The 24945-nt window shown below is 69.3% G+C and carries 25 protein-coding genes; 8 read left to right on the forward strand and 17 right to left on the reverse strand.

Annotated elements, in window-relative coordinates:
* Window positions 1–30: 30 nt before the first annotated feature.
* Window positions 31–813 (reverse strand): polysaccharide deacetylase family protein, encoded by a 783-nt coding sequence (locus ACWEMY_RS25240; RefSeq protein ID WP_452392024.1) that lies wholly within the window; start codon window positions 811–813, stop codon window positions 31–33.
* 58 nt (window positions 814–871) lie between these two features.
* Complete coding sequence (locus ACWEMY_RS25245) at window positions 872–1561, reverse strand: SDR family oxidoreductase (RefSeq protein WP_452391998.1); 690 nt, start codon at window positions 1559–1561, stop codon at window positions 872–874.
* A 135-nt stretch (window positions 1562–1696) separates the two neighbouring features.
* Between ACWEMY_RS25245 and ACWEMY_RS25250 the strand changes: the two genes are divergently transcribed.
* Together ACWEMY_RS25250 and ggh are read left to right on the forward strand one after the other, a co-directional pair.
* A complete protein-coding gene (locus ACWEMY_RS25250; protein ID WP_452391999.1) occupies window positions 1697–2200 on the forward strand; it encodes a DUF6069 family protein in 504 nt (167 codons plus the stop codon).
* Window positions 2201–2254: 54 nt separating this feature from the next.
* Window positions 2255–3595, forward strand: a complete 1341-nt coding sequence (gene ggh / locus ACWEMY_RS25255) for a glucosylglycerate hydrolase (RefSeq protein ID WP_452392000.1) — start codon at window positions 2255–2257, stop codon at window positions 3593–3595.
* A gap of 1 nt (window position 3596) precedes the next feature.
* On the opposite strand, the gene ACWEMY_RS25260 is transcribed toward ggh, so the two are convergent.
* Window positions 3597–4268 (reverse strand): pentapeptide repeat-containing protein, encoded by a 672-nt coding sequence (locus ACWEMY_RS25260; protein ID WP_452392001.1) that lies wholly within the window; start codon window positions 4266–4268, stop codon window positions 3597–3599.
* Between the two features lie 248 nt (window positions 4269–4516).
* Between ACWEMY_RS25260 and ACWEMY_RS25265 the strand changes: the two genes are divergently transcribed.
* Window positions 4517–5212 carry a glycoside hydrolase family 25 protein gene (locus ACWEMY_RS25265; RefSeq protein WP_452392025.1) on the forward strand — a complete coding sequence of 232 codons (696 nt, stop codon included), beginning with the start codon at window positions 4517–4519 and terminating at the stop codon, window positions 5210–5212.
* Window positions 5213–5278: 66 nt separating this feature from the next.
* Here ACWEMY_RS25265 and ACWEMY_RS25270 read toward each other — a convergent pair whose 3' ends face one another.
* From ACWEMY_RS25270 to ACWEMY_RS25280, 3 genes are all read right to left on the reverse strand, one after another.
* Window positions 5279–7336, reverse strand: a complete 2058-nt coding sequence (locus ACWEMY_RS25270) for a PhoX family protein (protein WP_452392002.1) — start codon at window positions 7334–7336, stop codon at window positions 5279–5281.
* Between the two features lie 90 nt (window positions 7337–7426).
* A complete protein-coding gene (locus tag ACWEMY_RS25275) occupies window positions 7427–8230 on the reverse strand; it encodes a hypothetical protein (protein WP_452392003.1) in 804 nt (267 codons plus the stop codon).
* A 41-nt stretch (window positions 8231–8271) separates the two neighbouring features.
* The gene (locus tag ACWEMY_RS25280) at window positions 8272–8784 is read right to left on the reverse strand and encodes a lipoprotein LpqH (protein ID WP_452392004.1); all 513 of its coding nucleotides are present in this window, start codon (window positions 8782–8784) and stop codon (window positions 8272–8274) included.
* 149 nt (window positions 8785–8933) lie between these two features.
* Between ACWEMY_RS25280 and ACWEMY_RS25285 the strand changes: the two genes are divergently transcribed.
* From ACWEMY_RS25285 to ACWEMY_RS25300, 4 genes are all read left to right on the forward strand, one after another.
* Window positions 8934–10313: a hypothetical protein gene (locus ACWEMY_RS25285; RefSeq protein ID WP_452392026.1), complete on the forward strand. Its 1380-nt coding sequence runs from the start codon at window positions 8934–8936 to the stop codon at window positions 10311–10313.
* Window positions 10313–11458 (forward strand): hypothetical protein, encoded by a 1146-nt coding sequence (locus ACWEMY_RS25290; RefSeq protein ID WP_452392005.1) that lies wholly within the window; start codon window positions 10313–10315, stop codon window positions 11456–11458. Before ACWEMY_RS25285 ends, ACWEMY_RS25290 begins: the two co-directional genes overlap by 1 nt.
* Before the next feature lie 21 nt (window positions 11459–11479).
* Window positions 11480–12988, forward strand: a complete 1509-nt coding sequence (locus ACWEMY_RS25295; protein WP_452392006.1) for a tetratricopeptide repeat protein — start codon at window positions 11480–11482, stop codon at window positions 12986–12988.
* Between the two features lie 83 nt (window positions 12989–13071).
* On the forward strand, window positions 13072–14289 hold the full coding sequence (locus ACWEMY_RS25300) for a CHAT domain-containing protein (protein WP_452392027.1): 1218 nt from the start codon (window positions 13072–13074) through the stop codon (window positions 14287–14289).
* Between the two features lie 101 nt (window positions 14290–14390).
* On the opposite strand, the gene ACWEMY_RS25305 is transcribed toward ACWEMY_RS25300, so the two are convergent.
* The 10 genes from ACWEMY_RS25305 to ACWEMY_RS25350 all read right to left on the reverse strand — a co-directional run bounded on the left by ACWEMY_RS25305 (window position 14391) and on the right by ACWEMY_RS25350 (window position 23399).
* Window positions 14391–14687 (reverse strand): hypothetical protein, encoded by a 297-nt coding sequence (locus ACWEMY_RS25305; protein ID WP_375931661.1) that lies wholly within the window; start codon window positions 14685–14687, stop codon window positions 14391–14393.
* 86 nt (window positions 14688–14773) lie between these two features.
* Entirely contained in the window at window positions 14774–15499 is a 726-nt protein-coding gene (locus tag ACWEMY_RS25310) for an amino acid ABC transporter ATP-binding protein (protein WP_452392007.1), read from the reverse strand.
* Window positions 15499–17286 carry an ABC transporter substrate-binding protein/permease gene (locus ACWEMY_RS25315; protein ID WP_452392008.1) on the reverse strand — a complete coding sequence of 596 codons (1788 nt, stop codon included), beginning with the start codon at window positions 17284–17286 and terminating at the stop codon, window positions 15499–15501. Before ACWEMY_RS25315 ends, ACWEMY_RS25310 begins: the two co-directional genes overlap by 1 nt.
* Before the next feature lie 104 nt (window positions 17287–17390).
* Window positions 17391–18101: an ESX secretion-associated protein EspG gene (locus ACWEMY_RS25320; RefSeq protein ID WP_452392009.1), complete on the reverse strand. Its 711-nt coding sequence runs from the start codon at window positions 18099–18101 to the stop codon at window positions 17391–17393.
* Entirely contained in the window at window positions 18101–19432 is a 1332-nt protein-coding gene (locus tag ACWEMY_RS25325; protein ID WP_452392010.1) for a hypothetical protein, read from the reverse strand. Before ACWEMY_RS25325 ends, ACWEMY_RS25320 begins: the two co-directional genes overlap by 1 nt.
* A 66-nt stretch (window positions 19433–19498) precedes the next feature.
* Window positions 19499–20140 carry a DUF3558 domain-containing protein gene (locus ACWEMY_RS25330; RefSeq protein ID WP_452392011.1) on the reverse strand — a complete coding sequence of 214 codons (642 nt, stop codon included), beginning with the start codon at window positions 20138–20140 and terminating at the stop codon, window positions 19499–19501.
* Entirely contained in the window at window positions 20137–20502 is a 366-nt protein-coding gene (locus ACWEMY_RS25335) for a hypothetical protein (protein ID WP_452392012.1), read from the reverse strand. Before ACWEMY_RS25335 ends, ACWEMY_RS25330 begins: the two co-directional genes overlap by 4 nt.
* 58 nt (window positions 20503–20560) lie before the next feature.
* Entirely contained in the window at window positions 20561–21205 is a 645-nt protein-coding gene (locus ACWEMY_RS25340; RefSeq protein WP_452392013.1) for an LppA family lipoprotein, read from the reverse strand.
* A gap of 5 nt (window positions 21206–21210) precedes the next feature.
* Window positions 21211–23082, reverse strand: a complete 1872-nt coding sequence (locus ACWEMY_RS25345) for an alpha/beta hydrolase (RefSeq protein ID WP_452392014.1) — start codon at window positions 23080–23082, stop codon at window positions 21211–21213.
* A complete protein-coding gene (locus ACWEMY_RS25350) occupies window positions 23079–23399 on the reverse strand; it encodes a hypothetical protein (RefSeq protein ID WP_452392015.1) in 321 nt (106 codons plus the stop codon). Before ACWEMY_RS25350 ends, ACWEMY_RS25345 begins: the two co-directional genes overlap by 4 nt.
* A gap of 94 nt (window positions 23400–23493) precedes the next feature.
* On the opposite strand from ACWEMY_RS25350, the gene ACWEMY_RS25355 reads away from it, so the two are divergent.
* Window positions 23494–24015, forward strand: a complete 522-nt coding sequence (locus ACWEMY_RS25355; protein WP_452392016.1) for a hypothetical protein — start codon at window positions 23494–23496, stop codon at window positions 24013–24015.
* Between the two features lies 1 nt (window position 24016).
* Here ACWEMY_RS25355 and ACWEMY_RS25360 read toward each other — a convergent pair whose 3' ends face one another.
* The gene (locus ACWEMY_RS25360) at window positions 24017–24811 is read right to left on the reverse strand and encodes an LLM class F420-dependent oxidoreductase (RefSeq protein WP_452392017.1); all 795 of its coding nucleotides are present in this window, start codon (window positions 24809–24811) and stop codon (window positions 24017–24019) included.
* Window positions 24812–24945 lie beyond the last annotated feature (134 nt).

Below are 24945 nucleotides of genomic sequence, written 5' to 3' on the forward strand. Positions count from 1 at the left end.
GGTCCTTTTCGGTCCGGGGCGCCGCGTCGTTCAGGCCCGCACCTCGAGCACGTCGTTCAGGGTGACCAGCGAGAGATTGCGCTCGCGGATGATGTCGACGAGTTGTCCGTAGCACCGGGTGACCGGGGCGAAATTGGCGTGTCCGATGACGATCGCCTGGGCCGCGAAATACTTTCGGGCGCACTCGATCAGGTATTCCTCGGTGATCAGGCCGGAATCCGACAGCGAGCCGTACCACATGGCGGGCACGGTGTAGCCGAGGTCGGCGGCCACGCGATCGACGGTGGCGTTGTGATAGCCGAACGGTGGCCGGTAGAACGGTGTGCCGTCGACGCCGAAGGTGTTGTGCAGGAAGGTCTTCGTGCGGGAGAGCTGGTCGGCGACCCCGCTCGCGCTCAGCTTGGTGAGTGCCGCGTGGTCCCAGGTGTGGTTGGCGAGCTGGATCTGGCCGGAGTCGACCAGCGGGCGCAGGGCGTCGCGATGGACGGTCCAGGATTCGTAGTAGCCGGTGACGAAGAAGGTGAAGCGGGCGCCGGTGTCCTTCGCCCACCGCGCATACGCGCCGACCACCTCGGGACTGGCGCCGTCGTCGACGGTGAGGGCCATGCTGGTGCCCTGGCCCGGCAGCGCGGTGATGGTGCCCGGCCCGATGATCGAGCGGGGGCCACCGGGTGGCGGCGGGAGCACCGCCGGGGCCGGGGCGGGTGGCGCGAAGGGGATCTCGCCACCGGAACCGGATTCGACCGTCTCGCCCTCGGCGGTCGCGCACCCGGTCAGTGCCACGGCGGTACCCGCGGCGAGCAGAGCCAGCATTCGACGTCGTTCCACGCGCAATCCCCCTCCGGGATACCGGGCGTCCTCGTGCGCCCGATTATGCCGGGCGGAGCACGACTTCGGTCGGATGACCGTCGCGCGGCGTATCGACGGCGACGCGCACCGCCCCGGCCACGGTCTCGGCGCGCAGGAACTCCTCCGGGCGGTACTCGCGGCCCTCGTCGGCCACGATCGCGCGCTGCATATCGGTGTCGATCCGGCCGGGGAAGATCGAGGTGACGCGCAGCGCGGGCTCCTCCTGACGCAGTGCGTCGGCGAAGGCGCGCAGGCCGAACTTGCTCGCCGCGTAGGAGCCCCAGCCCGGATGCGCCCGCATCCCCGCACCCGAATTGATCAGCACCACATGGCCGTTCGCGGCACGCAGCGCGGGCAGCAGCAGCCGGGTCAGCTCGGCCACCGCGATCAGGTTGACCTCGAGCGTGCTTCGCCACTGCTCGACCGAGGACTCCGCGACGGTCCCGAGATCGGCGATCCCGGCATTGTGGACGAGGACGTCGAGCCGCTCGATGCGCGCCGCCGCCTCGGCCACGGCCGGATAGTCGGTGAGGGTCACCGGCCAGCCGGTCGCGTTCGGGAGTTCGGTGAGGATGGGTTTCAGCGCGTCGGCCGACCGGGCGCCCAGCAGCAGTTCGTGCGTCGGCGCGAGTTCGCGGGCGATCGCCGCACCGAGGCCCCGGCTGGCACCCGTGATCAAGGCCGACGCGGCGGGAGTGTTGGTCACCGTCATGGCCCCCACGCTAACCGCCCGGTCGCCGTGACGGCGGCGCGGGGGATTCCGGCAAATCCGGCGATCCGGGTATTCGGCGGTGACACCTCGGTGGTTTCGACGCTGATCAGGGGCGGTCGCTAGTACCGTCGGGGTATGACCGATCCTCGGTACAACTACGATCCAGCGAATCCCCAGTATCCGCAGAACCAGGGTCAGCCGCCCAAACCGGCGGTCAATATCGGCAAGCTGTGGGCGGGTGGGATCGGGACCGCCGTCGTGGCCGCGCTGCTCGTGGTCGTCGCGATCATGCTCGTGCGCGGCGTGCTCGGTATCGCGATCCTGTCGCCGGAGGGCGCGGGCGCGTACGGCACGGTGTCCACCACCTCCTACGCCATGGCCGCCGCGGGCGCCGCACTGCTGGCGACGGCCCTGCTGATGGTGCTGCTGCTGGCCATGCCGAGCCCGCTGACGTTCTTCACCTGGATCTGCCTGCTGGTGACGGCCGTCGCGGTGATCCTGCCGTTCACGCTGGTCGCCGACCTGGACGCAAAGATCGCGACGGCGGTGATCAATCTGCTCGTCGGCCTGTGCATCACCACCATGCTCAGTTCGGTCGGCGCGGCCGCGCAGAACGACAACCGGCCGGTGGGGTACTGACCGTCACAGCCGTGCCGGGATGCCGTTTCGCCTGGTCGGCCGCAGAATAGAGACATGACCGACCCCGGGTTCACCCCCACGCAGCTCGCGGCCCGCGCCGCCTATCTCCTGCGCGGCAACGACCTGGGCACCATGACCAGCGCCGCGCCCCGCCTCTACCCGCACATGTGGAGCTGGGACGCGGCGTTCGTCGCGGTGGGGCTCGCGCCGCTGAGCGTGGAGCGCGCGGTCGTCGAGCTCGACACCCTGCTCTCGGCGCAGTGGAAGAACGGGATGATCCCGCACATCGTCTTCGCCAACGGCGTCGACGGCTACTTTCCCGGGCCCGCGCGCTGGGAGTGTCGCAGGCTGGCCGCCAACGCGCCGGACGGGCCCGACACCTCCGGCATCACCCAGCCACCCGTGCACGCCATCGCCGTGCAGCGCATTCTCGACCATTCCCGCAGGCACGGACGGTCCACCCGGGCCGTCGCCGAGGAGTTCCTGAACCGCCGCTGGCCCGATCTGGTGCGCTGGCACCGCTGGCTCGCGCACGCCCGCGACCCCAAGGAGAACGGCCGGATCACGCTGTACCACGGCTGGGAATCCGGAATGGACAACTCGCCGCGCTGGGACCGCGCCTACGCCCACGTGGTTCCCGGCGCCGACCTGCCGCCGTACCGGCGCGCCGACACCGCGATCATCTCCGATCCCACCCAGCGCCCCAGCGATCGCGAATACGACCGCTACCTGTGGCTGGTCGAGCAGATGCGCCGGGCGAACTACGACGACTTCCAGCTCACCTCGGTGATGAGTTTCGCGGTGGAGGACGTGTTCGTCTCGGCGATCTTCGCGCTGGCCTGCGAGGTGCTCGCCGATATCGGCGAGGAGTACAAGCAGCCGCACGCCGACGTACGCGAACTACACGAGTGGGCGCGACGTTTCCGCACCGGTGTAGTGGCTACCACCGATGAACGTACCGGCGCCGCACGCGATTACGACGTCCGGCTGCAGCGCTGGATCGGCACCGAGACCCTCGCCATGTTCGCGCCGCTGCTCTCCGGCGGCCTGCCCCGCCCCGCCGAGCGCGCCCTGCTCACCACCTTCGAGGGCCCGCGCTTCTGCGGCCACCCCGACCTGCGCTACGCCCTGCCGCCATCGACTTCCCCTGTCTCCAAGGACTTCCGCCCCCGCGAGTACTGGCGCGGCCCGGTCTGGCCGGTGATGAGCTGGCTGTTCTCCTGGGCCTTCGCCCGCCGTGGCTGGGCCGAACGCTCCTACATGCTGCGCGCCGAGGGCCTGCGCCAGGCCTCCGACGGCAGCTTCGCCGAGTACTACGAGCCGTTCACCGGCGCTCCCCTTGGGAGCATGCAGCAATCCTGGACCGCCGCTTCGGTTCTCGACTGGCTGGGCTGACTCAGTCCTGCCACTCGACGGTGATGCCGAGCTCGCGGGCCAGGGTCGCCGCGAGGGCTTCCAGGTCACCGCCCTGAATGGTGGCCCCGCGCAAGGCGGTGACTCCGGTGATGCCGGTGAGGTCGCAGTCCTCGAAGCGCAGGTTCTGCTGCGGGCGCGCGTCGGCGAAGCGGGCGCCGGTGAGATTGCAGCGCTCGAAGCGGACATTGCGGAACTCGGTGCGCTGGAAATCGGCCTGGCGCAGATCGCAGTCCCGGAAAACGACGGTGCGCAAACGGGATTCGGCGAACGAGGACAGATCCGCCCGCGACGAGTCGATCAGCACATCACGCAGCACACCCGCCGTCCAGGACAGCCCGGTCAGCCTGCCGTGCGCGACCTCGGTCTCGAACATCGAGGAGTCGTCGGCCTGCACATTGGCCAGATCGCACACCCGCAGCACCGACTCGGCGATGGTTGCCTGCCGCAAGGTACTCGGAAACCGCACACTGTCGAACACACACCGCTCGGCCCCGAACCCGTACACCTTCGACTCGGCGAAATCCGCCCCGCGATACTCGACCCCCACCACCGTCGCGTCATCGACCGGATCATCCCCCGGCACCACAGCGGCCCGCGCCCCCCGCGGATCCCCCACCGCAGGCTCGAACCGCACCACCTTCTTACCCACCATCCCCACTCCCATCCGTCGCCGTCGGCACCAACATACGACCCCCCACCGACCAACTCCGCAATATGAACCGCCGCCGCGACAGCTACCGGACGTGATCGGTTCGTCGGACACAGGGCGAGTAGGCCGACCTGCGGTGATTCAGGTCGCGGACACCCCGGCGAGACGCTGGTCATGGCGGCGGGGATCACCTACGGTCGTCCCTCATGGACACCAAGGGCTGGAAGGCCGCGGTTCGGCGGGGTTGCGTGATGGCGGTGGTCGCGGTGGGTGCGGTGGTGCCGGTGGTGGCGCAGGCGGCGCCGAGTGGGCCGGACGTGTCGTCGTGGCAGCACGTGGACGGGCGGTTGATCGACTGGCACGCGGTGCGGGCGGCGGGGCATCAGTTCGCGATGGTGAAGGCCACCGAGGGGCTGCACTATGTGAATCCGTACTTCGTGCCGGACAGCATCCTGATGCGCACGGCCGGGGTGGCGCGCGGGACCTATCACTACGCGCGGCCCGAGTTGCCGCCCGAGCCGCAGGCCGCGCTGTACGCGGCGACCGTGCTCGGACAGAACGGCCCGCTGGATCTGCCGCCGGTGCTGGACCTGGAGGCGTCCGGCGGGCTCTCCCCCGCCGCGCTGGTCGAGTGGACGCACCGCTACCTCAACGCGCTCCAGGCGCTGACCGGCCGCACCCCGATCATCTACACCTATCCGAACTTCTGGAAGACGGCGATGGCCGACTCCAACGCCTTCACCCGCTACCCCCTCTGGATCGCCGACTACAGCGGCAACGAACACCCGGAGGTCCCCGGCGGCTGGTCCACCTGGACCTTCTGGCAGACCACCGACCGTGGCAGCGTCCCCGGCATCGGCGGCGCCACCGACGTCAATGTCTACAGCGGAGCCCAGGGCGATTTCGCCCGCTTCGCCAATATGTCCGGCCTGTTCGGCAGCAGTTAGCCCGGGTACGACGAAGCCGTCACTCGCCCAGTCGAGTGACGGCGTCGTCAGCGGGTCGGGTGCCGGCTAGATGCCGATACGGCCGCCGTTCTTCCTCCACACGACCGCGACGGCTGGGCGGGGCTGGGAGCTGCCGCCGTCGGGCCAGTGCGATTGCGGGTTGTCGGGGGTGGCGTCGTCGCCTTCGCCGGGGTGCTGCACCGAGACGATGACGCGCTGTTCGGTGACGATCGGACCGCAGGTCTCGGCACCCTTGGGCACGGTGAGGAACTGCTTGGTCTCGCCCCGGCGGGGGCCGTCGAGGGTCACCGCGAACAGGCCGTCATTGGTCTCGAGCGCATTGCCGTCGGTGGAGATCCACAGGTTGCCGTGCGGGTCGAAGGCCAGGTTGTCCGGGCAGGAGATGGGACTGACCTTCGTCTTGTCGAACCCGGCGAAGTAGGTGTCGGCGGCGGCGGGGTCACCGCAGACCAGCAGCAGCGACCAGGTGAAATCGGTGCCGGTGTGGTTGTCGGTGAGCTCGAGGACCTGGCCGTTCTTGTTGAGCTTGCGCGGGTTGGCCTCGTCGACGCCCGGCTTGCCCTCCTTGGCCCGGTTGTCGTTGTTGGTCAGCGCCACATAGACCTTGCCGGTGAACGGGTTGGCCTCGAAGTCCTCGGGGCGGTCCATCTTGGTGGCGCCCACCTTGTCGGCGGCCTGGCGGGTGAACACCGCGACCTCGGCGGCGCTGAAACCCTCGACGAGGGACTTGGCCTGGCCGTCCTCGCCGGTCTCGAGCAGCGGAATCCACTGCCCCTTGCCGGTGAAGCCCTGATCGGAGGGCACCTTGCCGCTGCCGTCGATCTGCTCGGCGTGGTCGCCGGTGAGCTTGGCGACGTAGAGGGTCCCGGCATCCAGGATCGTCAGGTTGTGGCGCATGGCGGCGGCGCCGGTGCCCTGCTGGATCTTGCGCTTGGACACGAATTTGTACATGTAGTCGAACTTCTCGTCGTCGCCGGTGTAGGAGACGACGTCACCGGCGGCGGTGACATAGATCGAGGCGCCCTCGTGCTTGAGCCTGCCCATGGCCGAGTGCTTGATCGGCGTGGCGGTGGCGTCCCACGGATTCACCTCGACGACATAGCCGAACCGGTTGGGCTCGTTGGCTTCCTGCGCCAGATCGAAGCGCTTGTCCACGCGCTCCCAGCGATTGGCGGTGGTGCCCTCGGTGAGGCCGTAGCGCTTCAGTCGGCTCTTCGGGTCGTCGGCCTTGTCGCCGTTGGCGAAGTAGCCGTTGAAGTTCTCCTCGCCGGAAAGGATGGTGCCCCAAGGGGTTACGCCACCGGCGCAGTTGGCGAAGGTGCCCAGCACCTTGGTGCCCACGGAATCGGCTGCGGTGCGGGTGAACTCGCTGCCCGCGGCCGGACCGGTGAGGACGAACTCGGTGTCGGCGGTGATGCGGCGGTTGTACTTGCCGAACACCGGGGTCAGCTTGCCGCTGCCCGCCTCGCCCTTGACCTCCACCACGGTCAGGCCGTGCGCGGCCTTGGTGATGGCGATCTGCTCGTCGGTCGGCTTGTCCTTGTCGTAGCCGCGGAACATCATCGGGCCGGTGGTGTACTCGTGGTTGACCACCAGCAGGAAGCTGTTGGCCTGGCCCTCGATGGGCAGCAGCGCCGCGAAGTCGTTGTTGTAGCCGAACTGCTTCAGCTGCGCGGCCGCGGTCTGGTTGTCGAAGTCGAACGCGGGGGCATCGGCGAAGAGCGGATCGCCCCAGCGCAGCACCACCTGCTGCTCGTAGCCCTCGGGGATGACCAGCGCGTCGTCCTTGTTGGGGGTGACGGCGGTGAAGTCGGTGCCGGTGGCGGGAGCGCCGCCGCCCGCCGGGGTGTCGCCCGTGCCGGAGGTGTCGTCACCGCAGGCGGCCAGCGCGCTCGCCGCGCCGATCGCCAGCACCGCGGCCGCGCCGCCCTTGATCAGGCCGCGGCGGTTGAGGCCGCTGACGATGTCACCGAAGTAGGCGCCGTCGGAGGTGTTCGGCGGCTCGTGGAAACAGGCGTTGCCACACTTGTATTCACAGGTCAGGGCGGCGCGTGCCGACTGGCCGTCGTGTGCGACGAACAGGGCGAGCGGTTTCGGACTCACGGTGACTCCCGGGTAGTACGGACTCCGGCACGGTAAGCAGCCCAGGCGAGGCGCCGGGAACGCGAAGATGAACGCTCGACCAAAACTGGGTCATCCCGCGTTGACCGGCAGCGCGATCACCACCTCCTGTTCGTTGCCGGGCAGGTAGTGGACCTGCACGATCCGGCCGACCTGCACCAGCCCGACCGCCGTCGGCGGGAGGAATTTCTCGGCCCTGGTCTCGAAGGTACTGCCGTCCGGGCGGGTCACCACCAGCCCGAGCACGACCTCGGTGTAGCCGCCGCGAATACGACCGGGCACGTCGAGGCGGCGCACCACGGCCTGGGCCGCCAGCCCGCGCTCGGCGATGTCGAGCTTGGCGCGGGTGGTGATGCCCTTGCGGATGAGCGACTCGTTCATCGCCCGCTGAGCGGCGCCGTTGTCGCCGGAACGATCCACCTCGACCTTGTCGGTGCGGTCCGGCAGGTAGCGCACCGGCAGCACCACGCCCGGCTGCAAGAGCGCGAGTTCGGTGAGCGGCACGATCATCTTGGCGTGCGAGTCGAAGACCTTGCCGTCCGCGCCTTCGACCCGGAATTCGATCCTGACCTGCGGCTGGTCGTTCACCGACACCCCCGTCTGCCGGAACGAAGTGATCGTGCCGATGCCGACCGCGCCGTCACGGAACTCCGAACTGTTGCGCCCGGTGAACGCCTCGAGAATGCCGTCACCGGTGAAGGCGAAGGCGATCGGGACGATGGTCGCGGCCATGATCGGCAGGGCCATCTGCGGCCCGACCCAGCCGAGCGTGGCGCCGGTGAACTCGTCGGGGGTGTAGGTGAGGCCGTAGAACAGGTAGTAGCCGACGGCGAGTACCCCGAACGCGACCGCGGCCGCACGGATCGTGGATTTCATGATGTCTCCTGAAGACGAGTGCGACCGGGTCGCGGGTGGGATCAGGCGCCGACGGTGGTCGAGCAGGCGAAGGTGATGTCGAACTTCACCGTCGCCGGACCGGCCAGCGGGTTGGTGAGATCGGGGGCGCCGACGCCCTCACCGGTGATCCGGTAGGTGTTGCCGTCCTTGCTGAGCTGGGCCGATCCGCCGGGCTGGCCGTTGCCGTAGCCGACGGCGTAGGGCAGGCCGTTGGCGCCGCCCTGGCTGCCCGCGATGGCCACCGCCTGCACGGTGTCGCCGGCGAGCGAGGCGCTGACCGAGAGGCTGCCGTAGGTGGCGTTGGCGGTGTCGGTGAGCGCCAGAGCCAGGGTGCCCGCCTGCTGGGCGCAGGTGGTGTCGAACTTCGCGGCGAACTCCTTGCCGTCGACACTCGCGGAGGACTTGCCCGCGGCGGGCGCGGCCGAACCCGGGCTGCTCGGGGCGGCGGTGTCGCCGGAGTCACCGCATCCCGTGACGAACAGCGCGGTGGCGGTGGCGGAGGCGGCGAGGGCGGCGATCAGCTTGGCGTTCATGGTGTTTCCGTTCTCTCGGTGTCGCGGGCCGTTGTGGGTGACCCGTTGGGAGAAAGGTAGAAATCGCGCGCCGCCTACCGATCCCAACTTTTCTCCCCGCCCCCTGTCGGAAATGCCGTTAACCTGGTCGAATGCGAAGACCCCGCGCCATGGTGCTCGACGAGGTGTGGCGCGGTCTCGACGGTGTCGAGGCGCTCAGCGGCGCGCCCGGCGGGCCGCTGCGGCGCACGGTGAAGCTGATCCTCGACCCGCTGGTCATCCGGCCGGTGCAGCATCCGCTGTGCGCGCCCACCGTCCTCGACGCCGACGGCGTGGCCCTGCTGACCGCCCTCGTGCACGCCCGGTCCGACACCCTGCGCGCCTGCGCGGCCTGGTTCGTCCTGCTCAAGCAGGTGCGCCGGGCCCTGCGGATCACCGAGGGCAACGCCCAGGACCTGTACTTCCAGCGCTGCTACGAACTGGCCACCGTGCACGGCGCACCGGATGCCGCCGGTGCGCGCGAGATCGCGGCGGCGACGCTGCGCGAGATCCACGAGAGCACCGGTGGCCGCACGACCACGGCACTGAAAAGCCATGTAACCGAACCACTTCAGGCTGCCGAGCTCACCGAACTGCTCGCGCTGGCCTGGTCGCGGCGGCCGGTGGCCGACTACGGGGCTCGCGACCGCGCCGCCGACCTGATCGAGCTGCTCGACGCCTGCACGCTGGCCCGCGCGGGCGATCCCGCCGATGCCGGGCCACTGTTCGACGACCTCGTCGAGGACCGGGTGGGCACCCACCGTGGCATCGCGCTGTGGCAGGTCCACGCGGTCGACGGCGCCGATCGCCTGGGGCTGACCCGTCACCCGAGTCCGCGACAGCCGCGACTGGGCGCCTCGGCGTCGACGGCGAATCTCGCGCTGCCGTTCGACCGGACCGTCTACGAACGGGTGTTCACGGTGTTGCAGGGCAGCACCGATCGCACGGATCTGCCGGAGATCCCCGAACTGGTGCTGCGGGAGATCTCACGCAGTTGCGCGCCATGGGGGTTGCTCGACGAGTCGCTGCGGGTTGCCGCCACGGCTGGTTCCGAACTGGCACTGGGCCTTTCGCCGATAGTCGGTGACGCCGCGCAACCGCCGAGCCGGGACGGCGACAGGACGCGGGGATCGTCGCGGGCGCACGAGGTGATCAACGCGCGGTGGCGGCGGGAAGCGTACGTGCTCCAGGCGCGACGCCTCGCGGTGCACGCGGTCGAGGGCTCGCACGACGCGACAGGTGCGGGCGCGCGGCTCGACGCGGTGACGGGTGAACGAGGGGCGCTGGCAGCGGTGGCGGCGGAGTTGCGGGTGCCGTGGCGGCCGTATCTGCGCAGGTTGTGGGTGCGCTTGCACGGGCGCGATGTGCGGGAGCTGGCGGTGTGGGGGCCGGATGAGCTGTGGGATCTGCTGGACGGGGTGGCGCGGTCGGTGATGCTGGATCATCGGGATCGGGTGAAGCAAGCGCTGTCCGCCGGGGTCGTCGCGGACGTGGAAGCGAGGGCCAGCTGATGACGGTTGTCCAGGTGCGCGACGAAGGTGGGCTGCTCGTCCTCACGCCCGGTGGTGCGCCGCTGGTCACGGATGCGGTGCCGGGTCTGGATGTACTCGTGCTCGAAGTCGTTGGTGGACATCTGAGTTGGAATCTGCACGCGGACGAGGCATTGCCGGGCGCGGTCCTCGATGATCGCGGCGCGGCACAGGACTGGCTGTGGGCGGTCTACGGCGAAACCGTCGCTGTGGCGGTCGCCGACGATCATCCCCAGACGCTCACAGCCGAACCCGCACAACCGGACCTGGTCACCGATCTCCGTCGACTCGCTTACGCCCACTGGGTGACTCGCTGGTGGCCCGCGTCGACGATCGACGCCATCCCGGCCCTCGACCACGACCTCCTGACCAGCGAGCTGGCCGCACTGACCGAGCGCTGCGAGATGGTGGTCGGGGGTGCGGACCTGACCGGCACGGCTGATCCGAGCCTCGCGCGTGAGAGTGGTTCCGCACGAACGGCTTCACCCACGTCACCTGCTTCTGAGCCCGCGCGGCGGGCAGGGCGGCGCGAGGACTACGCGCTCGCGGCCGGTGGCGCGATGGTCGCGGGCGGCTTGGTGGTCGCGCGCGGGACCGGCGGGTGGGACTGGCGGCGGTGCCCGCCCGGCATCCTCGACGCGAGCGAACAGGCGGTGACCTGGGAGGTCTCGCGAGCGGCCGGAGTCTCGACGGTCCGCGTCTCGGTCGTCGCCGCGCCGGATTGCCGGGAACCGATTCCCACGCACCTGCGGCCCGTCGGCTACGTCGGTGCCGCCACCGGCGCGAACCGGCTCGCCGGACAGACGAACACGCCCATCCCCGATCTGCCCGACACCGGACCGGCCGTCACGTCCGGCGGCTCGGACTCCGACGCGCCGACGCGGACCCTCGCCGTGGCCTTGCGATCACAGGGCGATTCGTGGGTCGGCCATGTCCAGCTTCCGGACGGGGCCGAAAGCGCGGTGACGGTCGACGTGTTCGTTCCGGGGGTGGGCCCCGCGGACCCGCCCGAAGACGAGTCCGCACAGCGGGAACGAATCCGCGACTTCGCACGGGAGCGGCTGACCGGCGCGAACGGATTCCCCCGATTGGCAGCGGAGGCAGTGGCCGAGGAGGAGGACTTCTGATGACGGACGGGAGCGGAGGCGATGGCGGCTACCGGTAGGGCGTCCGAGCAGGACGACGCGCAGCTCACCGCGGGATACGCGGCCTATCAGCGCGGTGAGGTGGGTGCGGCGCTGGCCATCTTCGAGCAGGCCGCCGAGGGCGCGGCACCGCGATTGCGTAGCGCGGCACTGATCAATGCCGCGAGCATGGCCGATGAACTCGGCGATCATCGGCGCGCGGTGACGCTGTTCCGCACCGCGCTGGCCGTCCTGCCCGAAGACGCTGCACATCAGCGGCCTGCCGCACTGGTGAATCTGTCGCAGGCCCTCCAGCACCTGGGTGAGCTCGACGCGGCGCAGGAGGTGCTGGAGGAAGCGCGGGCACTGCTGGCCGACGATCCCGAGCAGGGCTTTCTGCGCGTGGCCTGCCTGCTCTCGCTGACGGCGGTGGCCCTGCATCGGCAGCAGTGGGCACAGGCCGCGGACCTCGCCCACGAATCACTGCGTGTCACCGAGCGTTTCGCACCCGAACTGGCCGGTCATCCCTTGATGAACCTGGCGGCGAGCACCTTCGAGACGGGGCGGCGGGAGCTGGCGATCGACTTCGCGCGCCAGGGTGTGGCGGCCTTCGAGGCGGCCGGTGCGACCGATTCGGTGGCCGAATCCCAGCAGAACCTGGCCATCATGCTCGCGCGGATGGGCCGCTTCGACGAGGCCGAGGAACCACTGCGGGCCAGCCGGCGGGCCTTCGACGCCGCCGGGCTCGGACACTGGTCCGGTATCGGCGCCAAGACCATGGGCTTTGTCGCCGAAGGGCGCGGCGATATCGACACCGCCCGAACGCATTACGAGCAGGCGCTGGCGCGGTTCGACGCCACCGGCGCGGTCCTCGACGCGGCGGATGTCCGGCTCCGGCTGGCGACGATCACCTGCGCCGAAGGCGATCTCCCGCGCGGTGAGGAACTGCTGGCCGAGGCGTTCGCGGTGTACTCGGCGCACGGTCTCGGCATGCACTGCGCCCAGCTCGACTACTGGCACGCCGAACTGCTGTCAGGTGCCAATGCCCTTGCGGCCCAGCCGGACCCGAAATCGCTGACACGGGCGGTGAATCTCGCCGTCCCCGCCGCCCTCGCCATCGACGCGGTGCGCCACACCCTGCCCAACGGCAATCAGCGTGAACACTGGCACCGCGAGATCGCCGAACCCGCCATGCGACTGGCCTTCCACTGCGCGGCTCGCACCGGTGACGCGCAGCTGGTCAGCGACCTCATCGACAGCCAGTGCGCCGGAACGGCTCTCGATCCCATCGCCTTCTCCGAACCGGTCACACCTCGCCTCGGTTTCGACCTGCTCGACGCACCTACCGAACCATCCACCGCCACACTGCAACTCGGTAGCGCGCTCGCGGACGTGGCGTCGGCCGCCGGAATCCCCGTCGCGCCACCGCCGCTGCTCGCCGACAACGGCCGAATACTCCTGGCGGACTTCATCACCTACGCCGAGCACCGCTACGGCCGCCCGGTCCGCGACAAGCGGGTGATCACCCTGTGAACGTGCCCGCCGACGATCAGTTCCCGGGAGATCGGTCGCACACCTCTCCCGCGCACTGCGACGCGCCGACCGCGCTGATCCGGATGGCGGACGCGGGCGATGTGTACGTGTCCTGGCGCTGGGTCGACGACGCCGCCGCGCGTGGCGTCGCGACGCTTCCCCGCGACGAGGTGCGCGAAGCCCTGCGCAAGCTCACCGAGGCGGTACCCGACCCGGCCCACCCCGGTGACCTGCACCGGATCATGACTCGCGGCGCCCTGGTCGACCCCGCCGCGGAACACGCGCTGGCACAGGATCTCTCGCGCACCCTGCTCCCCTACGGCCTGGCCGTACAGCTCTACGAGATGTGGCAGCGGGGCATCCGTCCGCACCTGCGCATCCAGCCGTCACCGCGGCTGGCGCAGGTGCCGTGGGAGATCATCGCGCCCGACCCGAAAGTGCGGTTGCTAGACATCGCCGATGTGAGTCTGCTGGCGCCGGTGTCGGTCGTGCGCGCGCAGGGCCGGATCGTGCACCGCTGGAACAAGACCCGCGACCTGCCGGTGGTCGCCGTGCTCGATCCCCGGGTGCCCGGGTTCCGCGCGGATTCGGAGCTCGGTTCCGTGTTGGGCAGGCCGAACGCCGACACGGCAGTGACTCAGCATTTCGCGAGCTACGGCGATCGGCTGGTACCCGTGGTGCGCGATCCGGTCGACCTGTTCCGGCGCGCCGACACCGACCGCACCTGGCTCTCGACGGCGCTGCGGGCCGGGGCGAGCAGGCTCGTCTACGTCGGCCACGTCACCGCGCCCGCACCGGAGACCGGCGAGAGCGAACACGCGCAACTGCACCTCAGCTGCACCGCCGAGACCAGGGGCTTCGCCGCCGCGCAGCGCACCCACCGGCCGCTCTCGGCCAAGGACCTGCTGCTGGGCACCCACACCATCGACGCCGCGCCGGTCGCGGGCCGCGAGCTGTGGCCGATGCCGAGCCGGGTGGCGCTCATCGCCTGCGAGAGCGGCGGTGACCTGCGCTTCACCGAGGCGCTCGGGCTCACCACGGCGGCGCTGGCGGCCGGCGCCGAACTGGTCACCGCGACGCGCTGGCCGCTGCCCACCGACCACGCCTTCCACACCCTCACCGCCACCACCACGCATCCGCTCCAGGCCGCGGTCTGCGCCGTGGACGCCGCCCACGAGACCGCCACCCCCATCCCCACCCTGCTGGCCTGGCAGCGCGGTCGCCTGGCGGACTGGCAGTCCGACCCGATTCCGGCGAACTCTCCCCTGCTCTGGGCGGCCTTCGCCACCGTGAGCGACTGAACCGCCGCCTCCGGACCGGAGACGACGACGGCCCCGATCACCCACCGGCGTCGCGCTGGTCGAGCCGGATGGGCGGTCGAGGCCGGGGTACTACCGGTCGGTCAGTGGTCGTCGTAGTGGCCGTCGTGGGCCGCGTGACGGTGACCGTCGTGGATGTAGTCGACGTGGTCGCCGTGCGGGACCGCGACGTGACCGCAGCCGGGCCCGTGCTCGTGATCGTGAGCGGTGTGCTCGACATGTGCTGAGGCTTCGCACTCGTCGAAGTGACCGTCGTGTTCGCGGTGCAGGTGCCCGTCGTGGACGTAGTCGACGTGATCCTGGTGGGGAACGGCGACATGTCCGCAGGTGGGACCGTGGATATGGGTATGTTCGAGATGTTCGGCGTGTGCCGTGGTCATCGTGCTCTCCTGTACTCGTCAGTGGAGCTGGAACGATGCCGACATTAGCAGTTGCGCATGGGTTGCCGCGACCCCGTTCGACCTGGTCAGAGGACCTGGTCGAGGAAGCGGCGCAGGCGCGGGGTCTGGGCGTCGTCGAAGAGCGCGTCGGGGGTGCCGGTCTCCACCACCACGCCCTGGTCCATGAACACCACGCTGTCGGAGACGCTGCGGGCGAAGCCCATCTCGTGGGTCACCACGATCATCGACATGCCGCCCGAGGCGAGGTCGGCCATGAGCGCGAGCACGCCCTTGACCAGCTCCGGGTCCAGCGCCGAGGTGGCCTCGTCGAAGAACATGAGCTCGGGTTTCATCGCCAGCGCGCGGGCGATGGCGACCCGCTGCTGCTGACCACCCGACAGCGATCCGGGGCGGGCGTCGGCCTTGTCGGCCAGCCCGACGATCTCGAGCTGCTCCACCGCCAGCGCGCGGGCCTGCTCGGCGGACAGGCCCCGCAGTTTGCGGGGACCCAGCGCGATGTTGTCGGCGACGGTCTTGTGCGGGAAGAGATTGAAGTGCTGGAACACCATGCCGATGCGCTGGCGCAGCTTGTCGGGGTTGTCGCACAGGACCGACTTGCCGTCGAGCAGGACGTCACCGGAATCGGGTTCGTGCAGGCGGTTGAGCACCCGCAACAGCGTCGACTTGCCGGAACCGGACGGGCCGATGACGGTGGTCGCGTGGCCCGCCTCGACGTGGATGTCCACACCGCGCAGGATGTGGTTGCCGCCCAGGGTGAGGTTCAGTCCGGAGCCGGTCAGGGATGCACTCATCAGCGCCCTTCCGTGATGACGGCCGTCTCGACCGGGTCGATGGGGGCGGCGGGTGCCGGTTTGCCGGTGCGCATCCGCCGGTCGATGTAGTTCACCAGGTGGGTGAGCGGGATGGTCAGCACCAGATACATCAGGCCCGCCGCGACCAGCGGGGACAGATTGCCGGTCTGGGCGTTGAGGTCGCGGCCCACGGCGAACAGCTCGCGCTGGGAGGCGAGCAGGCCGAGGAAGTAGATCAGCGAGGAGTCCTTGATCAGCGCGATGAACTGGTTCATCAGCGCGGGCAGCACCCGCCGCACACCCTGCGGGATCACCACCAGCGTCATCGCCTGGCGGTAGCCGAAGCCGATGGCGCGCGCGGCCTCGAGCTGGCCGGGCTCCACCGACTGGATGCCGGAGCGGAAGATCTCGCCGATATAGGCCGAGGCGAGCAGCGCCAGCGCCACCGCGCCCAGCCAGTACGGATTGCCGCCGGTGACATTGCGGACCACCGGGCCGATACCGAGGCCGATGAGCAGGATGATCACGACGGCAGGCAGACCACGGAAGATATCGGTGTAGACACGGGCGGGCCAGCGCAGCCAGCGGGTGCGCGAGATACCCATGACCGCCAGGATCATGCCGAGCACCGTGCCGAGCACGCCCGAGACCACGGCCAGGATCAGGGTATTGGGCAGACCGGTCTTGATCAGGTCGGGAAAGGCCTTGCGGTACAGCGACCAGTCGAAGAAGGTGTCGCCGAGCTGTTGCAGGGTGGACTTCTGCGCGGCCTGCTCGGGCTCGTCGGTGCCGCGTTCGGCGGCGAGCGCGGCGAAGTCCGGAAGTTGCGGTACCGGTGCGGCTTTGGAGCCGGGCTTCCAGCCGGGCGGGAGTTCGCGCGGCACCCAGTCGGTGTAGAGACGTGCGTAGGTGCCGTCGGCGATCACCGCGTCCAGGCCCGCGTTGAGCGCGTCGATGAGCGGCTGGTTGTTCTTGGCGACCGCGTAGCCGACGAAGTTGTCCAGGCTGAAGGTGTTCTGCGAGATGGTGATTCCATCGCCGGGCGCGATGGCGCCCTCGGCCTGGGCCGACGGCGCGACCCACGCGTCGACCTGGCCGGACTTCAGGTTCGCGTAGGCGGTGTTGTAGTCGGGGAACTTCACCGGGTCCAGACGCAGCTGGTTGACGACGAATTCGTCCTGCACCGTGCCCTGCACCACCGCGATCCGGCTGCTCGGCCCGAGATCGCCGAAGCCCTTGATCGCACTACCCTGAGGCACCACCAGCGAGAAGTAGCCGAAGTCGTAGCCGTTGGTGAAGCCGACCAGCTCACGCCGCGCGTCGGTGGTGGTGATGTTCGACGAACCCACGTCGAAGCGCTTGCCCGAGACCTGGGCCAGCAACCCGGCGAACTCGGTTCCCGAGAACTCCACCTGCAGGCCGAGTTTCGCGCCGATCGCGCGCAGCAGTTCGTTGTCGAAACCGGTGAAGCTGCCCGAACTGTCGACACAGATGCTGGGCGGGGCGTCCGAGAGCGTGCCGACGCTCAGCTTGCCCGGGGTGAGCAGGCCGAGCGCGCCGGGATCGATCGAGTCGAGCGGGACCGTGGTCGCGGTGGTGTAGCGGTCAGCGCCCGCGGTCTCGCCTGCGGCCAGGTTGGTCGGAGCGGCGGCGGCCGCGGCGGGGCCGGGTGGGGAACACAGATCGCGGGTCTCGGTGTCGCCGCCGCAGCCGGTCGCGGCCACGCCGACGAGCAGTAACAGCGCGGCGATCCGCGCCCGAGTCCGCACAGCACGCACCTTCGCCATGGCGATAGACCCTAGCCGCTACCGCGCTCCGGGCAGCGTACGCGCGCCTGCGCGGTGATCGGCAACACTGCCGCAAGCACCGTGTCGCCGGGGTCACGCCACGGCTAGCCCAGCCCCGTCATCCGCGCGAGGACCTGCTCGAACCGCGCGGTCGAGCACGGTTCGACCATCAGGTCGCCGTGCCGGTAGCGGTAGGCGTAGCGGCCGTCGCCTGCCACATCGAACCAACTCAGGTGCCGCCGGACCGGCTCCGGTGACCCGGGTCTGCCCCGCACAACCTCCACGTGGCCGTCGCCGGAGCGCGGTTCCGCGAGCAGATCGTGCACGCGGTCGGCGGTCGACACCTCCCCGTAGTCCAGCGCCACCGCCTGCGCGGGGGTGGTGAGCGCGGCAACCGATTCCGTCAGCGGCGGCACGGCACCGGCCCGCCGCTGCCCGGCGAACCGCGACACCCAGACCGGGACGGACGCGGGACTCCCGGCACGCACCACCACGGTGCGGTCATCGTCGGAATCGGGCAACTGAGCCAGCGCCACCGCGCTGCGCTGGGTCACCGCGCAGTACAACCGGATCGGCGTGCCGTTGCGCGAACCGATCACGGTGACGGCGAGCTCCGGCGCCGCGGCCAGCCGCACCACCGCAGACAGATCCGGATCCCGCGCGACCGGCAGCCGCTCGCGCAACCGCGCCACCACGGCCTCCCATTCGTGCCGCCATGCGACCGACGGCACGACCGTCAGCGGCGCGGGAACCCGATCGCTGCCGCTCTCGCCCCACACGTACAGGAACTCGTCACCGGTGAACGCCCACCGCACTACGGCGACTCGCGATCGGTGGTGCGTCGACGCTCGGGTGCCTTGGCGCCGAGGACGGGAGGGACCGTGCCCTGGGGTGGGCCGACCAGGTCGACCCGGTTGCGGGGGTGGATGCGCAATTCCGGGCGGCCTTGGTGCTCGTCGTCGGCCTTCTGGTTCTGGCGGGCGGCGGGGGCGCCCATGCCCGGCATGCCGTGCAGGCCCGGGGTGGTGCGGGTGTTCGCGGCCGGTGCACCGCTTCTGGCAGCGGTGCCCGGGGCGCCCGGCACGACCGGACTGCCCTGGCCTGGGCTCGGTATGCCGTTGGCTGGTCCGGGGCTGCCCGCGCCGGGCGAACCCGGGGCCGCCGGGTTGCCTGCTGGGGTGCCGCCTGGGGTACCGGTGGTTGTCGGGGAACTCGTGGACGGCTGTTGGGTGCTCGCCGCGGTGGTCTCGTCGTTGGCTGTCGGATCGTCGCCGGTCGAGTCGTTGCCGGTGGATTCGTTGCCGGTGGATTCGTTGCCGGTGGATTCGCCTCCGGATGAGTCGTCGCCTGGCGCCGAATTCTGTTCAGCCGCAGTGCCGGTGCTGTCGTCGTCCCCGGGTGACTGGGCCGGATCGGTGACAGCCGGATCGGTGGTGCCTGGATCGGTGCCACTCTGCGACCCATGCGAGGTGGGCGAACTTCCGGTCGCGCCGACCGGAACCTCGTTGCCACCCAGATCATTCGAGGTCGGAAACACCGGAACACCCTGCCCCGCAGGCTCATACGTCGTCTGATAGTTGTTGCGCATCGTCCAGATGGCCGCCTGCCACGCCTCGGACTGCGCCTGCGTCGAACCGACCGCGTCGACCGGGTTCTCGGCACCGGGCACCGCGGGCCCCGACACCACGGCAGGCGGCGGCTGGATCTGCGCCCTCACCACCTCCGCACCGAACGCGGCGGCCTCCACCCGCCACGCCACCGCCTGCGTCACGTTCTGCAACTCGGTCAACCGCCCCGTCAACGCCTGCGTGGCCGCGCCGATCGCCTCCGCCGTCCGCCCCTCCCAGCCCCGCGCGATCGTCGCGTTCACCTTGGCCGTGAGGCCGATGACATTGCCGGTGAGCGCCGTACTGATCGCCTTCCACGTCTCGGCGGTCTGCGCCATCACCCCCGGCTGCATCTCCTGCGCACGCCGGTAGATCTCCGCATGCGGCATGGCGGCGAACTCCTCCATCGCCTGGATATACGCGGGATCGGCCCCCGCCGCCCCCACCCCGATCCCCGCCGCCTTGCGCTGCGTCCCGGTCGCCGCGTCGAACGCCGCCGCCGTCTCGGCCGTCGACACCGGTTGCTGCGCGGTCGTCATCCCGATCACCCCCGGGATCAACGGAATCTCCCCTGTCACAGGCCCCCACCCTTCGTCTGGAACATGTCAGTTGCCATCGCCGATCACCGGTTCGAGTGCGCGGGCGTACTCCATCGCCTTGTCGCAAGGAGACTGCGAATTCGTCCCCGGAATACCGTGATAGGACGCTCCGACACCGAAGTACCCGACCGAGGTTTCGAGGTCGACGTCGCAGGTTTGGTCGCCGACCTTCACCGTCCGCACCGCCGCGCGCCCATTGATTTCGATGTCCTCGGTCTTCCCGGCGTACTTCTGCCGCACTTCATCGAGCGAGACGTTTCCGGACTCGACCGAAAGAAACCAGTCGGCGCCCGACGTCGCACTGGCGAAATCGCAAGTCAGGAACGTATATTCGGCGACGAGATCTCGACCGCGCTGACGAGTCGCGGGATCGATACCGATGGTGCCGACGATGTCGTCGGGAATCCAGGTGCACGGATCGACCACGACCTTCGGCCGACCACCCGCCTGAGTGTATTTGTTGTCCTGGGATGGCGGCTGCAACTTCGCGGCGGTAAGCGTAGGCCGGGTCGCGGAAGTGGTACTCGCGGGTGCGCCACTGCTCGCCCCATCCGGCTGATCGATGGTGGCTTCCCCGCTGCACCCGGCCACCCAGCTACACACCGCCACCACCGCGCCACAAGCGAATCCCGCGCGCCATTTCGTCATGACAGGGACTCCGTCCGTCCGACGATGGCGACTGCCGTCGAAAAGTCTTGTTCAGCGAGCAAACCGCCCGCGCGAAGCACCGCCGCTTGCAGCTCGCGACACTCCACCTTGACGCTCCGCATCGCGATGACCCCTTGATCGGCCTTCTGCTCGAATCCGGACTGGAGTTGCTGTGCCGAATCGAACCCACCGAATCCCGCTAGCTTGCTGAGCTTTTCGGCTTCGGCGATACGTAGGTCGATCTGGTCGGCGAGCCAGGCGTAATGCGCTGCGCATTCCCGCGCCGCATCGGCCTCGAGCCGGAATCGCCCGTCGCAGGCCGCCTGCCAGAGACCAGAGGGAGACGTGTCATTGATTGTCATACCGACTCCGATCCGTATGGTGCGTGGAGAAGCGGGCGATTCTCGATCAGGGAAGTGGTCATTTCGTCGGCGTCCCCGGGGCATTGAGCTTGTCGGCCGGTAGGTGGCAGTCGACCACTATCGCGATAGCGGTCTTCTCGCCGTACTCGAAGTCGTGGGGCGTGTTGAAGATGGTGATCTCGAATCCACCTCCCGGTGACTCGAGGGCGACCTGGTTCAACCGCACCGGGTCGTCTTTCCGGACCGGGACCAGTTCGATACCGGCTTCCGCCGCGGCGGCTATCGACCGATCGTTCACTTGCAGCCAGTTGTCGTTCGCTATCTTGGGCGTACCTTCGATCGATCGATATTTCGATTCGCGCCCGCCGGCGGCGCCATAGGAACCTCCACAGCCCTCGATTTCACGCTCGCTGCCGGGGCGGAACTGGATACCGGGCTCGAGGCCGCCGATCACGTTCTGCAACAGGGCGAAAATCCGGTCCCGCTCGGCCAGCGCGTCCTCGAATGAACCACGCGGGCGCATGTCGTCCTCGGCTCGCGCGATGCTCTCCGGGGTGATCGGCTCGGGTGGGTAGCCGCTGTCGCGGGTCGCCCAGCCCCACACCAGCAGTGTCGCGACGATCGTGCCGACAAGGCACAGTGCGCCGATCGCCACGCCCCAGGCCAGCAGTTTTCCCGTTGTTTCCAGCTTCCGGCCGGCCACTCGGTTCACTTCCCGGTCTGCGGGTTGGTGGCGTTCTCGGGTAGACCGGCGACGATGGCGGCGAGGTTGTAGCCGGAGCGGTGCAGGTTCGTTCCGTCGGAACGCCCGTATTCGGAGTGGCCGCTCGCCCCCGAGTAGGTGACGTCCTTGCCGGTGGCGGGGTCCTGGACGGTGATGGGGTCGGTGCTGAGGTGGGTTACCCAGGGCATCAGGTTCGGGCTGCGGCCGAACGAGTTCGAGTTCGCGACACCGTCCCGGTTCTCACTCATCTCGTACACGTGGCCGTCACGAACGCCGAGATCACCGGCATTCTCGACCGCGTCGTTGAAGCCGAGATTCGTGGTCGGCGAGCCGAGCCCCCAGATGCCGGGCGCGTACACATCAGCACCCAGACCGGGTGAGCCATAGAACACGACATCGTCGACGACGCCTGATTGCTGTTGCAGCGCATGACTTGTCGCCAGCGAGCCGTAGGAGTGTCCCAGCGCGGTGATGTGTGGATCGTTCTTCTCGCTGGCCACATCGAGACCGGTGTAGAACGCGGACAGCGGTTGTGCCGCCTCCTGCGCACGGCCCTCATTGGTCACATTGATCATGTCCGGCGTGAGATCGGACAGGTTCGACCCGCCCTGTGGCGGGTCGTAGCCGAACCACGCGATCGAGGCGACCTGCTCGCCGTCCCGGCCGGCCGCCGCCAACTGCGATTCCGATGTCGCGATCAGATTCTGGGCCTCACCCATCATTCCGCCGTCGACATTCTTCGGTTCGCCACCACCGAGCAGTGTCTCGTCGAGATCCGAACCGAGACCGGGTGTGGTGACCGAAATATGTTCCGCCGTATCCGGATTGCCCACCGCCACCGCCGCACGGCCCTGGCGGCCGGATTCCATGTCCAGGGCCATCAGATAGCGCGGAGGCTTCGACGATGTAGTGCTTTCCCCGACGGCGGTTTCGACCGCGGCGAGATCCTTTAGTTTCTGCTGTGTGCGGTCCAGCCCGGTTTGGGCGGCCGCGACGCCGCTCATGTCACCGGTGGCGGCTGCGGTCGTCAGGGCGTCCTGGAACCTGGTCTTGTCGGCCTCGAGGCGGGCTTGCTCGACTGGGATCATCGCGCGGTTGGCCTTGTCCCGCACCTCCGCGGGCAATCCGTCGAGATTGCCGACGACACCCGGTGATCCGGCCAGGACCTCAGACTTCTGGGCGGCCGTCAGCGAATCCCACCATTTCCGGTTCTCCTGTGGAGTGCCGTTGGCCGGGGGCTGTGGAGTGACCGTCACCGGGGTTGTCGCGTTGCCGAAAGAGTCTGGGGTCGGCAGGTTTTCAAAGGCCGCTTCGATGGCGGATTTGGCGGCGATGTCGGCGTTCATCGCGCCTGTGAGGGCGGCCTTGACAGCGGCGGTGTGGGTGTTGGCGTCGAGTTGGAGGGCGGCCATTCCGGTTGTGTATTTGTCGGCGATGACGTTCGGGTCGGTGGATTGGCTCGCTATCGCGGAATACAGGCGTTGCTTGGTGGTTTCGGAGATCACGCAGGTGCCGTCGTCGTGGACTTCAAAGGTTTTGGCGATGGCGTCGGACTTCTTCGCTGCCAGGAAGCCCTGGGCGGAGCTGATGGTCCACTGGGCGGCGGTGGCGGCGTCGCGGCCGCGGTCGAGGGCGTCGGCGATGAGGAGGGATTTCGTGCGGATCTCGTCGAAGCGGGTGCGCATCGCGTCGCCGGTTTCTCGGCGGAAGGTGTCGCGGGAGGCGTCTACGGATAGGTATTGGGTCTGGACGGTGGTGCGGAGTTCGGTTGCCTGGCGGGCGAATTCGGTGGCCTGGGCTGCGAAGGCGGCCGGTTTCCAGGATTCGACCTGGGGGACGGTGAGGTGTTGGCTCATCGCGGGGTCACCCCGGCTAGGGCGCCGGCGCGGGCTTGGTCCTGCTGCTGGAAGGTGATCACGGCGGCGACGGTTTTGCCGCTGAGTTCGGCCAGGGCGGTGCCGACGGCGGCCATCGCCTTGTCGGCGCGGCGGGCGGCGAGTTGATACGCCTGCGGGGTGTCGCCGTTGGGCATGCACTCGTAGACGCCGTCGGCGAGGGCCCCGCCTTTGCCGATGACCTGGACTTCCTGACCGGCTGTCCCCATCCCGGCGGCGAGCGCGCGCACCGCGTCGGGGTCCAGGTCGAACTGTTCAACGCTTGGTGTCGGACTCACTCGATTCCCTCCCCACGGGGGCGTCAACGTCATGCCCCACCGCAATCGATCGTGCCAACTATAGATTGCATCGACCGGCTGATGCCATCTATAGATGGCATTGCGGAACGGGATGATCGACCAGGGGAGGCATTACATGACCGGCGCGCTCGATCCACTCGACGCCGATATCGGGCGGCTGCACAGCGGCCTGAACCAGCCCGCCACCGCCGCTGCCGGGGCAGATATCGCCACCGTGCGGGTGGGCGCGGACGGTGCGCTCGAGTCGGTTCAGCTCACCGATGCCGCGCGGCGCCTTGACCCGGACACGCTCGTCGCGACGATCGTCCGATTGCACGCCGCGGCGCTGGCCGAGTCGCGGGCGGCGGTGATCGCGGCGGTCGCCCGGCTCGAGAACGACCCACGGCTGCGGGCCCGGCGCGAAGCGTACGTCGACACACTCGGCCAAGTGCCGCCGTCACCTCAACAGCAGCAGACCGCCGGTCAGGCCCAGCCGCAGCCCGCTGAACACGGCTGGAACACCACCCCCGCGACAACTCGTTCCGCACCGACCCCCGAGGACGACGACGCCGATGACGAGTACTTCCAGCGCGAAACCTGGCTGGAATACGACTAGCTCAGGCCAGGCCCTCGAGTAGTTCGGGGTTTACGCCGTCGCGCCAGTCGATGGCCTCGCGGACGGTGGTGAGGTCGTAGTCGGGGCCGGAGACGCCGACGGTGAAGAGGGTGACGCCCGCGGCGTGCAGGGCGTCGGCTTCGGGGCGGCCCAGCCATTGCACCGAGCGTTCGATGCGGGACTCGTCGGTGCCCGCGGCGGCGGCGTGGGTGGCCAGGACCTGGTTGCGGTGGGCGAGGGATTCGACGTCGGAGAAGGAGTGCCAGATGTCGGCGTATTCGGCGACCAGGCGCAGGGTCTTGCGCTCGCCCTTGCCGCCGATCAGGATCGGGATCTGGCGCAGCGGGGGCGGATTCAGTTTGCCCAGGCGCGCGGAGATGCGGGCCAGGCTGTCTTTGAGCAGGGCCAGGCGGGTGCCGGGGGTGCCGAATTCGTAGCCGTACTCGTCGTAGTCGCGTTCGAACCAGCCCGCGCCGATACCGAGGATGAGCCTGCCGCCGCTGATGTGGTCGACCGTGCGAGCCATGTCGGCGAGCAGGTCGGGATTGCGGTAGCCGCCGCCGGTGACCAGGGCGCCGAGCTCGACGCGTTCGGTCTGTTCGGCCCAGGCGCCGAGCATGGTCCAGCACTCGAAATGCGGGCCGTTCGGGTCGCCGGTGAGCGGGAAGAAATGGTCCCAGTTGAAGACGATGTCGACCCCGGCGTCCTCGGCGCGCAGCACCGCGTCGCGGATGCGGCCGTAGTCGGCGGCGTGCTGGGGTTGCAGCTGAACTCCGATTCGAACGCGACGACTCATCCGTGCTCCTGTGGACTCGCGGGCGTGGGTCGTGTTCGAGGCTACCCGGAAACGGGCAGCGGCTCCGGTCGGCCGCTACCATCCACGGCGACCCTGTTCTCGGATCGTCCGGCACGTTCCTGCCGGGATGGGAT

It is taken from the genome of Nocardia sp. NPDC004415 (genome assembly GCF_053602435.1).